This window comes from Diaphorobacter sp., from assembly GCF_050251835.1.
Taxonomy (GTDB): Bacteria; Pseudomonadota; Gammaproteobacteria; order Burkholderiales; family Burkholderiaceae_C; genus JBFXIE01.
Window position 1 is genome coordinate 78942 of record NZ_JBFWLZ010000003.1, and the last position, 15973, is coordinate 94914.

At 68.9% G+C, this 15973-nt stretch carries 8 protein-coding genes; 7 read left to right on the plus strand and 1 reads right to left on the minus strand.

Features of this window, described 5'->3' with window-relative positions; all coding sequences use genetic code 11:
- Positions 1-6: 6 nt before the first annotated feature.
- On the minus strand, positions 7-1074 hold the full coding sequence (locus tag AB7E35_RS02050; RefSeq protein ID WP_428162357.1) for a sensor histidine kinase: 1068 nt from the start codon (positions 1072-1074) through the stop codon (positions 7-9).
- Between the two features lie 49 nt (positions 1075-1123).
- Here AB7E35_RS02050 and argH point away from each other — a divergent pair, with 49 nt between their 5' ends.
- The 7 genes from argH (at position 1124) to AB7E35_RS02085 (ending at position 15970) form a co-directional block, all read left to right on the plus strand.
- Positions 1124-2584, plus strand: a complete 1461-nt coding sequence (gene argH / locus AB7E35_RS02055; RefSeq protein ID WP_428162358.1) for an argininosuccinate lyase — start codon at positions 1124-1126, stop codon at positions 2582-2584.
- A 95-nt stretch (positions 2585-2679) separates the two neighbouring features.
- Positions 2680-3732 (plus strand): Bug family tripartite tricarboxylate transporter substrate binding protein, encoded by a 1053-nt coding sequence (locus AB7E35_RS02060; protein WP_428166985.1) that lies wholly within the window; start codon positions 2680-2682, stop codon positions 3730-3732.
- A gap of 63 nt (positions 3733-3795) precedes the next feature.
- Positions 3796-9897: an alpha-2-macroglobulin family protein gene (locus tag AB7E35_RS02065; protein ID WP_428166986.1), complete on the plus strand. Its 6102-nt coding sequence runs from the start codon at positions 3796-3798 to the stop codon at positions 9895-9897.
- A gap of 321 nt (positions 9898-10218) precedes the next feature.
- Entirely contained in the window at positions 10219-12324 is a 2106-nt protein-coding gene (locus AB7E35_RS02070; protein ID WP_428162361.1) for a BCCT family transporter, read from the plus strand.
- 297 nt (positions 12325-12621) lie between these two features.
- Entirely contained in the window at positions 12622-13668 is a 1047-nt protein-coding gene (locus AB7E35_RS02075; RefSeq protein WP_428162362.1) for an ABC transporter ATP-binding protein, read from the plus strand.
- Between the two features lie 93 nt (positions 13669-13761).
- Complete coding sequence (locus AB7E35_RS02080) at positions 13762-15057, plus strand: ABC transporter substrate-binding protein (RefSeq protein ID WP_428166987.1); 1296 nt, start codon at positions 13762-13764, stop codon at positions 15055-15057.
- A gap of 13 nt (positions 15058-15070) precedes the next feature.
- Positions 15071-15970: a carbohydrate ABC transporter permease gene (locus AB7E35_RS02085; RefSeq protein WP_428166988.1), complete on the plus strand. Its 900-nt coding sequence runs from the start codon at positions 15071-15073 to the stop codon at positions 15968-15970.
- Positions 15971-15973 lie beyond the last annotated feature (3 nt).

The following is a 15973-nucleotide window of genomic DNA, read 5'->3' on the forward strand; positions in this document are numbered from 1 at the left end:
CTGCTTTCAGGAGGTCGGTACCGAGATGCGCACGCGGTAAAAGCCGCTGTGCTCGCCCGCGCTGAAGTCGCAGTCCACGTCGTGCAGCAGGCGCAGGCGGTCGCGCACATTGGCCTGGGCGATGCCGTGGCCGCTTTCGGGTGTCTGTGCACGTTGCAGCTGCGTGGGCAGGGTGTTGGTGATGGTCAGCACCACGCGGCCCCCGCGCAGCTCGGTGCGTATGCGCAGCTTGGCCACTGCGCCCGTGCTGGGCTCCACGCCGTGTTTGACGGCGTTTTCCACCAGCGGCTGCAGCAGCAGCGGCGGCAGGCGGGCCGTGCCCGCGCGCGCATCCAGCACCCATTGCACACGCATGCGGTCGCCAAAGCGCACCTGCTCGATATCCAGGTAGCGGCGCGCCAGCGCGATTTCGTCCTCCAGCGTGGCGAATTCGTCCTGATCCACCAGCGCGTGGCGAAACAGCTCGCTCAGGTCTTCCAGCACGGCCTCGGCGCGGGCGGGTTCGGCGCGCACCAGGGCGATGGCGCTGTTGAGTGTGTTGAACAGAAAGTGCGGGCGAATGCGCGACTGCAGCTCGGCCAGTCGCGCCGCGGTGGATGCCGGCGCACGCGCGCGGGCGCGCAGCATCAGCGCGGTGACCAGCAGCGCTGCCAGCAGCGCACCGCTGGCGGCGCTGGCCGCCCAGGGCGGGTTGTCTGCGGCGGGCCCGGCCAGCACCAGCATGGCGCAGGCATACAGCCCCGCCAGCGCGCCCAGCACAACGCCGGCGGCGTACTGCAGCTGCACCCGCAGGCGCTGCAGCGTTTTCTTGAGGCTGCAGGCCGTGATCAGCCAGGCCAGCGTGGCCGGCAGCGCCCCGCCCGTGAGCAAAGCCAGCTGCGCCAGCCAGTCGGCCACACTGGCAGCGCCAAACATGGCGCCCACACCCAGCACTGCTTCGACGAACAGCACGGCGCGCAGCACCACCCCCACATGGCAGGCGTCAAACACCAGCGCGGTGCCCCGTGGCGCGTGGCGCGGTGCGGCATTGGCCGGTGGCGCAGGGCGGGTCGATAAAATTTGCGTCTCTTGCATCGCGGCATCCGGGCGTTCCGGTTGTCTAACCTCCCGGATTATTGCCCTCATGTCCTCTTCTTCTGCCTCGCAACCGTCCCACGATCAGCTGGCCACCAAGTCCCAGGCCTGGTCGGCTTTGTTCTCCGAGCCCATGAGCGATCTGGTCAAGCGCTATACCTCCAGCGTGTTTTTTGACAAGCGCCTGTGGCAGGCCGACATCGCCGGCAGCCTGGCGCACGCCGACATGCTGGCCGCGCAGGGCATCATCGGCGCGCAAGACCTGGCCGACATCCAGCGCGGCATGGCGCAGATCACGGCCGAGATTGAATCCGGCGCATTTGACTGGAAGCTGGATCTGGAAGACGTGCACCTGAACATTGAAGCGCGCCTGACCCAATTGGTGGGCGACGCCGGCAAGCGCCTGCACACCGGCCGCAGCCGCAACGACCAGGTGGCCACCGACGTGCGCCTGTGGCTGCGCAGCGAGATTGACCTGATCGACGGTCTTCTGAGCGCGCTGCAGCTGTCGCTGGTGGAGGTGGCCGAGCAGAACGTGGATGTCATCCTGCCCGGCTTCACCCACCTGCAGGTGGCCCAGCCGGTGAGCTTTGCCCACCACCTGCTGGCCTACGTGGAAATGTTCAAGCGCGATGCCGAGCGCATGCAGGACGTGCGCCGCCGCACCAACGTGCTGCCGCTGGGCAGCGCCGCGCTGGCCGGCACCACCTACCCGCTGGATCGCGAGCGCGTGGCGCGCACGCTGGGCATGGACGGTGTGTGCCAAAACAGCCTGGATGCCGTCAGCGACCGCGACTTTGCGATTGAATTCACCGCCGCGGCCAGCCTGTGCATGGTGCACATCAGCCGCCTGAGTGAAGAACTCATCATCTGGATGAGCCAGAACTTTGCCTTCATCAAGATTGCCGACCGCTTCACCACCGGCTCGTCGATCATGCCGCAGAAGAAAAACCCCGACGTGCCCGAGCTGGCGCGCGGCAAGACCGGCCGCGTGGTGGGCCACCTGATGGGCCTGATCACGCTGATGAAGGGCCAGCCCCTGGCCTACAACAAGGACAACCAGGAAGACAAGGAACCGCTGTTCGACACCGTGGACACGCTCAAGGACACGCTGCGCATCTTTGCCGAAATGGTGGGCGGCCAGGTCAACCCCGCCACCGGCTGCAAGGAAGGCGGCATCACGGTGAATGCCCAGGCAATGGAAGACGCCGCCAAGAAAGGCTATGCCACCGCCACCGATCTGGCCGACTACCTGGTCAAGAAAGGCCTGCCCTTCCGTGACGCGCACGAGACCGTGGCCCACGCCGTCAAGGCCGCGCAAAGCCACGCCTGCGACCTGTCCGAGCTGCCGCTGGCCGTGCTGCAAGGCTTTCACCCGGCGATCGAGAAGGACGTGTACGAAGTCCTGAGCCTGCAAGGCTCGCTGCACGCCCGCAGCACGCTGGGCGGCACTGCGCCCGCGCAGGTGCGCGCTCAGCTGGAACGCCACCGGGCGCGGCTGGCGGCCTGATGGCCTGATGGTCGGCTGGCGCGGATGGCGTGCCGTTGTGGCTGTTGCGTCTCTGACGGGCAGCATGGTTCCAACAAGGCCCAGGGGCTGTTTTGATGCTGAAAACCTCCACGCATGCACAAGGCCGGCTGGCTGAGCCGGTGGAACATGGCCAAGACCGCGCCCGCGGCCTTCCCCGCCGCCGCCTGCTGGCCAGCGCCTTGGCCGCGGGCGCCTGGCCTGCGCTGGGCGCGCTGCCCGCCCGGGCGGGCAGCGCCGAGCCTGTGCGCATCCTGGTGGGCTTTCCGCCTGGCGGCGGCTCGGACGCCGTCGCCCGCCTGCTGGCCGACAAGCTCAAGGACGTGCTGGGCGCGCCCGTGGTGGTGGACAACCGCCCCGGCGCCGGCGGGCAGATTGCGGCGCAGGTGCTCAAGGCCGCGCCGGCCGACGGCGCCACGCTGTTTCTCACGCACGACCACACCATTTCCATCTTGCCGCTGGTCGTCAAGAACCCGGGGTTCGATCCGGCGCGCGACTTTGCGCCAGTGGCCGGTTTTGCCACCTTTGTGAACGCCTTTGCGGTGTCGGGCGGCACGCCCGCGCAGTCGTTTGCCGAGTATGTGCGGTGGCTCAAGACCGCGCATGGCGGCAAGAGCGCCGTGGGCGTGCCCGCGCCTGCGTCAACCCCTGAATTTTTGGTGGGCTTGCTGGGGCGCCGCTACCGTCTGGATCTGGTGGCCGCGCCCTACCGCGGCAGCGCGCCCATGATCGGCGACATGCTGGGCAAACAGATCGCGGCGGGCGTGGGGTCGGTGCAGGACTTCATCGAGCACCACCGCGCCGGCAAACTGCGCGTGCTGGCCGTGCTCGGCGGCAGTCGCCAGGCCGCGCTGCCGGATGTGCCCACGTTTGCCGAGCTGGGGCTGCAGGGCTTTGAGGATCTGCCCTATTACGGTTTTTATGCGCCTGCGGGCACGCCCCCGGCCTTCATCCAGCGGTTTTCCGGCGCTCTGGCGCAGGTGCTGGTCATGCCCGACGTGCGCGACCAGCTCATCGCCATGGGCCTGTCCGTGGGCCACATGACGCCCGAGCAGCTGGCCGCGCGCGAGCAGGCCTACACCCGGGTGTGGGCGCGCATCATCCGTGGCAGCGGCTTTTCGGCGCCTTGATTGCGCCTTGAGGGCGTGGCCGCGCCCGGCGTGGCCTGCGCCCCGGGGCGCGGGGTTGCGGTCATGCGGCTTTGTTACGCTGGGCAGAAAACCGGCCCGGGGGATACGCTCTTGAACAAATGGACACGTTGGTTGGCTGCGGCACTGGCGCTTGCGGCGGGCAGCGCGCAGGCGCTGCAGGTGAGCAGCTTCTCGCCCCAGGGCGAGGTGGCGCAGGTGCGCCAGGTGGTCGCGCGGTTTGATGCGGCGGCCGTGCGCTTTGGCGACCCGCAGGCGGCGGCTCCCTTCACGGTGCAGTGCAGCGACGCCGATGCGGCCAAGGGCACGGGGCGCTGGACGGGCGAGCGCGAATGGGTGTTCGACTTCGCGCGCGACCTGCCACCCGGCGTGCGTTGCACGGCCACCGCAGTATCCGGGTTCAAATCGGCCTTGGGCGCAGGAATAACGGGCGCTGGTAGCTATCAATTCAATAGTGGAGGGCCGTTTGTCCAGCGCATTTTGCCGGGCACCTACCAGCCCATCGACGAGGAACAGGTGTTTGTGCTGCAGATGAACGGCGCGGCCACGGCGGACAGCCTGCGCAGCCATGCCTGGTGCGCGCTGGACGGAGTGGGCGAGCGCGTGCCCGTGCGTCTGGTCGAGGGCGCGCAGCGCAGCGAGATCCTCAAGGCCCTGGGGCTGGACAAACGTGCCGCGCAGTCGCCGCTGCAGTACGCCACGCTGGCATGCAACCGGCGGCTGACGTCGGGCACGCAGATGCAGCTCGTCTTCGGCAAGGGCGTGGCCACGCCCGGCGGCGTGGCGAATGCCGTGGAAAAGCGCTTCACCTTCCAGGTGCGCGAGCCCTTTTCCGTCGATTTTCAGTGCGAGCGCGAGAACGCCCAGGCCGCCTGCCTGCCGATCCGCCCTATGGTGCTGTCGTTCAACGCCCCCGTGCCGCGCAAGCTGGCAGCAGGCATACGCCTGAAGTCAGACCGCGAGACGCTGCTGCCACGCTTCGAGGACGAGGGGGACGGCGCCACCCCGCCGCCCGGCGACACGCTGGTCAATGCCGTGCGCTTTGGCCCGCCGCTGGCCGAGAGCACGGCCTTCACGCTGGAGCTGCCGGCCAACCTGTCTGACGCCGCGGGGCGGGCGCCGCGCAATGCAGCGAGCTTCCCGCTCAAGGTGGCTACGGGCGGCATGCCGCCGCTGGCCAAGTTTGCGGCGGCGCCGTTCGGCATCGTCGAGCGCTTCGCCGAAGGCCCGGTCGAGAGTAACCCGCCCGCCCTGCTGCCCGTGACGCTGCGCAAGGTGGAGCCCGCGCTGCGCGTGCACGGCCTGCAACCCGCGTCGTCGCCCGAGGTGCCCGCGGGACAGGTGCGTACGCTGCAGCCCGGTGGCGATGCGCAAATCATCGCCTGGATGCGCAAGGTGCGGCGCTACCACAGCCCGCTGGTGGAGCGCCGCCAGGCGCAGCGGGACGGCGTGGGTGCATTGCCCCGGCCGCTGCAAGGGCAGGACAGCCCGGACCATGTGCAGACCCGCATGCTGTCGCTGCTGGAAGGCCACAGCGGCGCCAAGGCGCTGGAGCTGCCCCGCGCCGCAGCAGCGGACCCACGGCCCTTCGAGGTGGTGGGCATACCGCTGGCGCCGGGTTTCCATGTGGTGGAGGTGGCATCGCAGGCGCTGGGCGGCGCATTGCTGGATGCGCGCCACGGCGCCGGCCGCACCATGTACGTGCGCACGGCGGCGCTGGTGACCAACCTGGGTGTGCATTTCAAGCTGGGCCGCGAGAACGCGCTGGCCTGGGTGACCACGCTGGACAAGGGCCAGCCCGTGCAGGGCGCCAGCGTGCGCGTGTCCGACTGCCGGGGCCGCCTGCTGGCCCAGGCGCAGACCGATGCGCAGGGCATTGCGCGCTTTGACGGCCTGTCGCCCGAGCCGCCGCGCTGCGGCGACGAAGACGGCTACGGCGGCTATGGCGACTACGGCGACGGCTCGCAGGCCTACTTTGTCAGCGCGCGCCACCGCGGCGCCGACGGGGTGGAGGACCTGGCCTTTGCCTGGAGCGACTGGCAGCGCGGCATCGAGCCCTGGCGCTTCAACCTGCCCACCAGCAGCGACCCGAGCCCGGATACCGTGGCCCACACCATTTTCGACCGCACGCTGCTGCGCGCGGGCGAGACCGTGTCCATGAAGCATGTGCTGCGCCTGCAGAACCGCCAGGGCTTTGCGCTGCCGCAGCAGCGGCCGTCGCAGCTGGCGATCACCCACGTGGGCAGCGGCCAGCAGTTCACACAGCCGCTGCAATGGCGCAAGACCGGCACGGGGGGGCTGTCCGCCACCAGCGAGTTCGCGGTGCCGCCAGCCGCCAGGCTGGGCCTGTACCAGGTGGAGCTGCGCGGCGCTGACGCCAAGGGGGGCGAACGCAGTTTCGAGTCCGGGAGCTTCCGGGTGGAGGAATTCCGCCTGCCGGTGCTGCAGGGGCGCGTTGCGCTCGTGGGCGACCAGCCGCTGGTGCGGGCGCGGTCGGTAGCGGCCGACGTGCAGGTGGGGTATGTGTCGGGCGGCCCCGCGGGGCAGCTGCCGGTGCGGGTGTCGGCCATGGTGCGGGCCAAGTCGCTGCAGTTTGCCGACTTTGACGCCTTCAGCTTCCAGCCGCCGCGCCAGCGCGGCCCGCAGGCCGGGGACGACGACGAGGAGCCCGCGGCGCGGCAGGACACGCGCGTGGTTGCCGACAAGCTGCCGCTGACGCTGGACAAGAGCGGCGCCGGTCGCGTGACCCTCGACCAGCTGCCCCAGGCCCGCCAGGCGCAGGACCTGGTGCTGGAGGCCACCTATGCCGACCCCAATGGCGAGGTGCAGACGGTGCGCAGCACGCACACGCTGTGGCCGGCCGCCGTGGTGGCGGGCGTGAAGACCGAGGGCTGGGTGTCGGCGGCGCAAAAAGTGCGCCTGCAGGCCCTGGCGCTGTCGCTGCAGGGCCAGCCCCAGGCGGGCGTGCCACTGGCCGTGCAGGCCATCGCGCACGTCACCACCACCAGCCGCAAGCGCATGGTGGGGGGCTTTTACAGCTACGACAACAAGACCGAGACCAAGGACCTGGGCACCGTGTGCACCGGCAAGAGCGACAGCCGCGGCCTGCTGCTGTGCGACGCACGGCTGGACGAGCCCGGCGAGGTGGAGCTGGTGGTCACCGCGCGCGACAAGGACGGCAACGAGGCCCAGGCCGCGTCCTCCGTCTGGGTCACGCGGCGCGGCGAGCTGTGGTTTGGCGGCGAGGACCATGACCGCATCGACGTGCTGCCCGAGAAAAAGAGCTACCAGCCCGGCGAGACCGCGCGGCTGCAGGTGCGCATGCCGTTTCGCCACGCCACGGCGCTGGTCAGCGTGGAGCGCGAGGGCATCATCGACACACGCGTGGTGCAGCTCAATGGCCAGGACCCCACGGTGCAGGTGCAGATCGGGCAGGACTGGGGGCCCAACGTCTATGTGAGCGTGCTGGCGCTGCGCGGGCGCCTGCGCGAGGTGCCGTGGTACAGCTTCTTCACCTGGGGCTTCAAGGCGCCGCGCGAATGGTGGAGCGCCTTCTGGTACGAGGGCCGCGAGTACGTCGCGCCCACGGTGATGGTGGACCTGTCCAAGCCCGCCTACCGGCTGGGCGTGGCCGAGCTGCGCGTGGGCACCAAGGCCCATCAAATTGACGTGCAAGTGGCCGCCGACAAAGAAAGCTACCCGGTGCGCGGCAAGGCGCAGGTCACCATCACCGCCACGCTGCCCGACGGCAAGCCCGCCGCGGGCGCCGAGGTGGCGCTGGCCGCCGTGGACCAGGCCCTGCTGGAGCTGATGCCCAACACCAGCTGGAACCTGCTGGAGGCCATGCTGCAGCGGCGCAGCTGGGGCGTGCAGACGGCCACCGCGCAGATGGAGATCATCGGCCGGCGCCACTACGGCAAGAAGGCCGTGCCCGCGGGCGGCGGCGGCGGCCAGACGGCCACGCGCGAGCTGCTGGACACGCTGCTGCTGTGGCGCCCCGCCATCGTGCTGGACGCCAACGGCCAGGCGCAGGTGACGGTGCCGCTCAACGATGCGCTCACCACCTTCAAGGTAGTGGCGGTGGCGGATGCGGGCACCGGCTTGTTCGGCACCGGTGCCGCGCAGATCCGCGCCACGCAGGATTTGCAGATCATCAGCGGCCTGCCGCCGCTGGTGCGCGAGGAAGACCAGTTCCGCGCGCAGCTCACGCTGCGCAACACCACCCGCGCGGCGATGAAGGTCGAGGTCACGCCGCGCGCCACACTGCTGCAGCTGGACAGGCAGACCGTGGACATTCCCGCGGGTGAGTCGCGCGAGGTGGCGTGGACCGTCACCGCGCCCGCGCAGCTGGCCCAGACGCGCGCCCAGGCGCTGCTGTGGGAGATAGCGGCACGCGATACGGTGAGCGGCGCGCGCGATGCGCTCAAGGTGACCCAGCGGCTGGTGCCCGCCGTGCCGCTGGCCGTGCAGCAGGCCACGCTGGTGCAGCTGGACGGCAGCTTCCAGACCGAGGCAGCGCCGCCCGCAGGCGCGCTGCAGGGGCGCGGCGGCCTCAAGCTGGCGCTGCAGCCCCGGCTGGCCGAGGGCCTGCCCGGCGTGCGCGACTGGTGGGCCAACTACCCGTTCGCCTGCCTGGAGCAACAGGCCAGCAAGGCCATCGGCCTGCGTGATGCCGCGCTGTGGCGCAGCGTGGCGGCCAGGCTGCCCACCTATCTGGACGGCGACGGACTGGCCTACTACTTCCCGCCACAGGGCGGCAGTGCCGATCGGGGCAGCGACACGCTCACCGCCTACCTGTTGGCCGCCACGCATGAGGCGGCAGCGCTGCACCCCGAGTTTGCGCTGCCCACCGACGTGCGCGAGGCCATGGAGCGCGGTCTGACGGCCTTCGTGGAGGGACGCATCCAGCGCGACTTCTGGAGCCCCCGAAATGACCTGGACATGCGCAAGCTGGCCGCCATCGAGGCGCTGTCGCGCACCGGCAAAGCGCAGGCGCGCATGCTGGGCAGCATCACCATTGCGCCCAGCCAGTGGCCCACGCACGCGGTGATCGACTGGGTCAACGTGCTCAGGCGCGTTCAGGGCGTGCCCCAGCGCGATCAGCGCCTGGCCGAGGCGATGCAGATCCTCAAGGGACGCCTGTCCTACCAGGGCACCAGGCTGGTGTTCAGCACCGAGCAGCAGGACCACTGGTGGTGGCTGATGCAGGGCGGCGACGTGAACACCGCGCGCCTGATGCTGGCCGTGCTGGACGACCCCGCATGGAAGGACGATATGGGGCGCCTGGCCAGCGGCTTCATCGCGCGCCAGCAGGGCGGGGCATGGCAGACCACCACGGCCAACCTGTGGGGCGCTCTGGCGCTGCAGAAATTCAGCGCCCGCTTCGAGTCCTCGCCCGTGGCCGGCACCACCCGCGCCGCGCTGGGCAGCGATGGGCAGGGCGCCCGCGCCAGCGTGGACTGGGCCAAGGTGCAGCCGGCCCAGGCCAGCGACGCTGCCGGCGCCGCGCACCAGACGCGCTGGTTCGGCGCGCCGGCGGCGCCCGGCATGCTCCAGAACAACGGCATGTTCCTGCCGTGGGGCACGGGTGCGGGTGCGGGTGCGCAGCCGCTGGTCGTCACGCACCAGGGGCCGGGCAAGCCGTGGCTCACGCTGCAGTCGGTGGCGGCCGTGCCGCGCCAGCAGCCGTTCAGCGCGGGCTACACCATCAAGCGCACGGTCACGCCGGTGGAGCAGGCCGACAAAACCCTGCCCGCGGGCAGCTATTCGCGCGGCGACGTGCTGCGGGTCACGCTGGAGATAACCGGCACGGCCGACATGACCTGGGTGGCGGTCACCGACCCCGTCCCCGCGGGCGCGACCATTTTGGGCAGCGGCCTGGGGCGCGATTCGGAGATCGCCGTCCGGGGCGAAAATCCCGAGGAAAGGCGCGAGGGCTGGGGCTGGCCCGCGTTCGAGGAGCGGGGCTTTGAGTCCTTCCGCAGCTACTACGAGTACCTGCCCAAGGGCACGGTGACGGTGCACTACACCCTGCGCCTGAACAATGCGGGCGACTTCGCACTGCCGCCCAGCCGCGTCGAGGCGCTGTACGCGCCGGAGATGTTTGGCGAGGCGCCGAATGCGCGGGTGAAGGTGGTGCAGCGCTGAGACAGTGCGACCAACGCCCTGCCTGCCATGCATCCGCCGCCAACGCGGAGCCCCATGCGGCCCCGCCTTGATGGCTTGGATGGGCGTGTGGTGCATGTATTTTTGGGCCTGATTGGCAACATGCCTCAGCCCGAACGGATGGGATAAGACATCAGAGACATGTTGGTCATCAGGTCTTTGGGGCGGTAACCCAGTCGCAGCAAGCGCCGCAAGCTATTACTTTAGGAGCCATCCTTGCCGCGCGCGCCGACGGCGCACGCAATGGCGCGGCGGCCTGTACATTGCGGTGTTATTCCCTGGCAACCTTGTGCAGGAGCTCGCATGACCTCTCCAACACCCCGCCCGGGTGCGCACCAGCCGCCGCCTGCTGCGCCTGCTGCATCCACCGCGCCTGCGTCCTATTCGGTGCAGCGCTTTACCTTTTCCGCGCCCGTGGTGGTGCCTTCGCTCGTCGTGCTGGGGCTGCTGCTGGTGCTGTGCGGCATGTTCCCGCAGCAGGCAGGCCGCTTTTTCAGCGGCGTGCAGGTCTGGGTGGTGGGGCACTTCGATTGGTTCTACAGCGTGGCGGTGACGCTCTTTCTGGTGTTCCTGGCGCTGGTGGCGGCCAGCCGTTTTGGCGACATCCGCCTCGGGCCCGACGACGCCAAGCCCGAATTCAGCTTCCTGTCCTGGACGGCCATGCTGTTCGCGGCGGGCATGGGCATCGGCCTGATGTACTTCGGCGTCGGCGAGCCGCTGCAGCACTACATCAAGCCGCCGACGGCGCCTGCCGGCACGGCAGAAGCGGCGCGCGAGGCCCTGCAGTCCACCTTCTTTCACTGGGGGTTTCATGCCTGGGCCGTGTACGGCACCATGGGGCTGGTGCTGGCGTACTTCGGCTTTCGCTACAACCTGCCGCTGACCATGCGATCGGGCCTGTATCCGCTGCTGCAGCAGCGCATCAACGGCCCCATTGGCCATACGGTGGACGCCTTTGCGCTGGTGGGCACCATCGCGGGCATCGCCACCACCCTGGGCTACGGCGCGTTGCAGCTGGCCGCGGGCATCGGGCTGCTGACGGGCTGGAACACGGACACGGCGCTGTTTCGTGTGGCGGTGGTCGCGGTAGTGGTGACGATGGCGGGCCTCTCGGCGGTGTCGGGCCTGGACAAGGGCGTGCGCATCCTGTCGGAGTTCAACCTGGGGCTGTCCTTCGTGCTGCTGGCCTTCGTCATCGTTTGCGGGCCCACCGTCCACCTGTTCCAGGCGCTGAGCGAGAACATCGGCAACTATGTCTCCTCGCTGGCGCAGATGTCGCTGCGCACCTTCGCCTACCAGGCGCCGCAGCAGCCCGGCTGGTACGGCGACTGGACGGTGCTGTACTGGGCGTGGTGGATCTCCTGGTCGCCCTTCGTCGGCATGTTCATTGCGCGCATCTCTCGCGGGCGCACGGTGCGCGAGTTCATCCTGGGCGTATTGCTGGCGCCCACCGCGTTCAACCTGCTGTGGATGACGGCGTTTGGCAACAGCGCCATCTGGATCGACACCCATGTCGCCCAGGGCGCGCTGGCGCAGACGGCGGGTAACGTGGACGCGCTGCTGTTTCGCTTCTTCGAGTACCTGCCGTTCGTCAAGGCCGTCTCGTGGCTGGCCATCGTGCTGATTGCGGTGTTCTTCGTCACCTCCGCCGACTCGGGCGCCTACGTGCTGGACGCTATTGCCACACGCGGCAACACGCGCTCGCCGGTGTGGCAGCGGCTGTTCTGGGCCGCCGTGCTGGGCGTGACGGCGGCGGTGCTGCTGGTGGCGGGCGGCCTGAAGGCGCTGCAGGCGCTGACGCTGGCAGCGGCCCTGCCCGTGGCGGCGATCATGGTGGCCCTGTGCTGGGGGCTGTGGCGCGGCATGCAGGCGGATCTGGCGCACTCGACGCAGGATCTGGCCCAGGCCACCAGCTTCTGGAGCGGGCAGCACTGGCGCAAGCGCCTGGAGCAGATCGTGCACCAGCCCTCGCGCGCGGACGTGCTGCGCTTCCTGCAGGGTACGGTGCTGCCGGCCATGCGCGAGGTGGCGGCAGAGCTTGGCCGCCGCGGTGTGCAGGCGCAGGTGCAGGACGACTCCACCCGCAGCGAGGGCGGCGATGCCGGCTCGGTGCGGCTGACCATCCCCATGCCAGAGCTGCGCGACTTCGTCTATGGCGTGCACCCCGTGCGGCGCAAGCTGCCGGGCTTCATGCTGGCCGAGGTGGCCCCGCAGGACAAGGAGCGGCTCTACGTGGTCGAGCCCATCACCTTTTTTGCCGACGGTCGATCGGGCTACGACATCCAGTACCTGCGCGGCGAAGAGGTCATCGCCGACATCTTGCGGCACTACGAGCGCTACCTGTCGGCCAGTGCCAGCCAGAGCACGCAGCTGCTCAACCGCGCACCCGGCCACGACAGTCCCGCATGAGAACAGGCCAAATAGGCATCCAGCGCAAGTGTAATAAGCGTGAGCAGCTATGTTTTCAGGAGCAATTCGTGCGGCTGCGCCCGAGATGCGTGGCGAGGCGCCCGGGTGAAGTTGCTGCAGTGCTGTATGCTATTAAAAATATAGCTTACAGCGCTTGATGGGCCAGCGCTAGCCGCTGTTTTTACGCCCATCCGCTGCCGCTGGCCGCCTGGCGGGCGATGAAAGGCGCTTCGCAGTGCGCCGGGCCGCTCGGCCGCGCGTAACGACCGCGTCACAAGCGGTTTCTACACTTCCGCGATGTCTTTGATCGAGCTTGATGCGGTTGGCAAGTCCTGGGGTTCCACCACGGCATTGCAGTCCATGAACCTGCGCATTGAGCCCGGTTCTTTCTGCGTGCTGCTGGGCCCCTCGGGGTGCGGCAAATCGACCACGCTGCGCATCATCGCGGGGCTGGAGTCGCCCACGTCGGGCAGCGTGCGCATCGATGGGCAGGACGTCACGCGGCTGGCGCCGGCGCAGCGCGGCATTGCGATGGTGTTTCAGAACTATGCGCTGTTTCCGCATCTGAGCGTGGCGCAGAACATCGGCTTTGGCCTGTCCGTGCGCAAGGTGCCCAAGGCCGAGGCCGCGCAGCGCGTGGCGCATGCCGCCGAGCTGCTGGGCCTGGCCCCGCTGCTGGAGCGCCGCCCGGCGCAGCTGTCCGGCGGGCAGCAGCAGCGCGTGGCGCTGGGCCGCGCCCTGGTGGCCCAGGCCCGCGTGTGCCTGATGGACGAGCCGCTGTCCAACCTGGACGCGCAACTGCGCCAGGAGATGCGCACCGAGCTGCGCGAGCTGCAACGGCGCCTGGGCCTCACCGTGGTGTATGTGACGCACGACCAGGCAGAGGCCATGAGCATGGGCGACCAGGTGGTGCTGCTGCACCAGGGCCGCGTGGAGCAATGCGCGCCGCCGCGCGATGTCTATGCCGCGCCCGCAACCACCTTTGCCGCGCGCTTCATTGGCACGCCCCCCATGAATCTGCTGCGCCTGGAGCAAGGCCGCATCGCAGGCACCGACATCACCGTGGGCAGCGCGCAGGCGCAATGGCTGGGCCTGCGGCCCGAGGCGGTGGCCCTGGACGAAGGCAGTGGCAGCGGCGCAGTGGGCAGCGTGGCCGCCGCCGTGCACAGCCAGGAATACCTGGGCGCCGATGCCGTGCTGCGCTGCGCGATCGGGACTGAATTCATCACCGTGCGCGCGCCGGGGCAGCGAGCGCCTGCGGCCAACGGCCAGCGTGTGCGCCTGCAATGGCGCGGGCACGACCAGCATTTCTTCGACGCCCAGGGCCAGCGCCTGGCGGCTTGAGCAACTCCCCCTGCAACCTGCGCCAGAGCGCGTGCACGGCTTTCTTCCTTTCGGTTTCCTCTCTCCCATTTTTCAGACCTCAGGAGCTTTTCCATGCAACGCAAGATGTTTTTGAAGACCCTGGCCGCACCGGCCTTGGCAACCCTGGCCCTGTTCGCCGGCACGGCGGCGGCGCAGACACCCGTGGAGGTGCCGTTCTACTACCCCGTGGCCGTGGGCGGCCCCATCACCAAGGTGATCGACGGCTACGCGGCCGACTTCAACAAGGCGCACCCGCAGTACAAGGTGGTGCCCATCTATGCCGGCACCTACCAGGAGACCATCGTCAAGGCGCTCACAGCGCACAAGTCGGGCAAGGCGCCGGCGACATCGGTGCTGCTGTCCACCGACATGTTCACGCTGATCGACGAGGACGCCATCGCCCCCATCGACGACTTTGTGAAGACCGATGCCGACCGCGCCTGGCTCAAGGGCTTCTACCCCGCTTTCATGGCCAACAGCCAGACCGGCGGCAAGACCTGGGGCGTGCCGTTCCAGCGCTCCACCGTGGTCATGTACTACAACAAGGAGGCGTTCAAGGAGGCGGGCCTGGACCCCAGCAAGGCACCCCAGAACTGGAAGGAGCTGAAAGAGGCGGCGCACAAGCTCACCAAGAAGGACGCCAGCGGCAACGTCACGCAGTACGGCATCCAGATCCCGTCCACCGGCTTTGCCTACTGGATGCTGCAGACACTGACCACGCCCAACGACGTGCTGCTGGCCAATGAAGCCGGCACCCGGGTCACCTTCGACCACCCCAAGGTCATCGAGGCGCTGGACTTCTGGGTCAACCTGACCAAGGAAGGCGTGCACCCCAAGGGCGTGGTGGAGTGGGGCACGACGCCCAAGGACTTCTTCGAGAAGAAGGCGGCCATCATCATCACGACCACAGGCAACCTGACCAACGTGAAGAACAACGCCAAGTTCGACTTCGGCGTGGCCCAGATCGCCGGCAACCTGCGCAAAGGCTCGCCCACCGGCGGCGGCAACTTCTACATCTTCAAGAAGTCGCCCAAGGAGCAGCAGCAGGCCGCGTTCGAGTTCGCCAAGTGGATCACCCAGCCCGAGCGCGCTGCGCAGTGGAGCATGGACAGCGGCTACGTGGCCGTGTCGCAGGCCGCCTATGACACGCCGGCCCTCAAGAAGTACGGCCAGGACTTCCCGCCCGCACTGGTGGCGCGCGACCAACTGCCGGTATCGGTGGCCGAGTTCTCCACGCACGAGAACCAGCGCGTGACCAAGGTGCTGAACGACGCCATCCAGGCGGCGCTGAACGGCACCAAGACCTCGGCCCAGGCGATGAAGGACGCGCAGCGCGAGGCTGACCGCATCCTGCGCAGCTACAAATAAGGGCGGGCCTTCCATGCCGGTGATGCGCAGCACGCCGGGGGACAGCAGCCAGCGTGCCGTGCACGCCTGGCTGCTGCTGCTTCCGGCCATGGTCCTGTTGGTGGCCTTCACGCACTGGCCCACGCTGGCCACGCTGATCGACAGCTTCCATTCCACGCCCCGCGCCGGCCAGGCGGGCGTGTGGGTGGGGCTGGAGAACTACGCGGCCATGGCGGACGACCCCGTCTTCTGGCAAGCTGTGCGCAACAACCTGTGGTTTGCCGGGGTGACCATTCCGTTGTCCATCGGCCTGGCACTGGTCATGGCGCTGTGGGTGAATGAACGCCTGGCGGGGCGCACCTGGGTGCGCATGGCGTACTTCACGCCCACGGTGCTGCCGATGATCGCGGTGGCCAACATCTGGCTGTTTTTCTACACGCCGCAGTACGGGCTGCTGGAGCAGATCACCGGCGCTTTCGGGCTGCCATCACGCAACTGGCTGGGCGACCCGGCCACGGCGCTGGCCTGCGTCACGGTGGTGGCAGTGTGGAAGGAGGCGGGCTTCTTCATGATCTTCTACCTGGCCGCGCTGCAGACGCTGAACCCCAGCCTGAAGGAGGCCGCGGCCATCGAGGGCGCCTCGCGCTGGTACTTCTTTCGCCGCGTGCAGTGGCCGCTGCTCATGCCCACCACGCTGTTCGTGCTGGTCAATGCCGTGATCAACGCCTTCCGGCTGGTGGACCATCTCTTCATCCTCACGCGCGGCGGGCCGGACAACGCGTCCACCCTGCTGCTGTACCACCTGTACGAGGTGGGCTTCAAGTTCTGGGACACGGGCTATGCCGCGGCGCTTACGGTGGTGCTGGTGGCGGTGCTGGCCGGCGTGGCGCTGGTGCAGTTCTTCGTGTTCGACAAACGGGTGCATTACCAGTGAAAC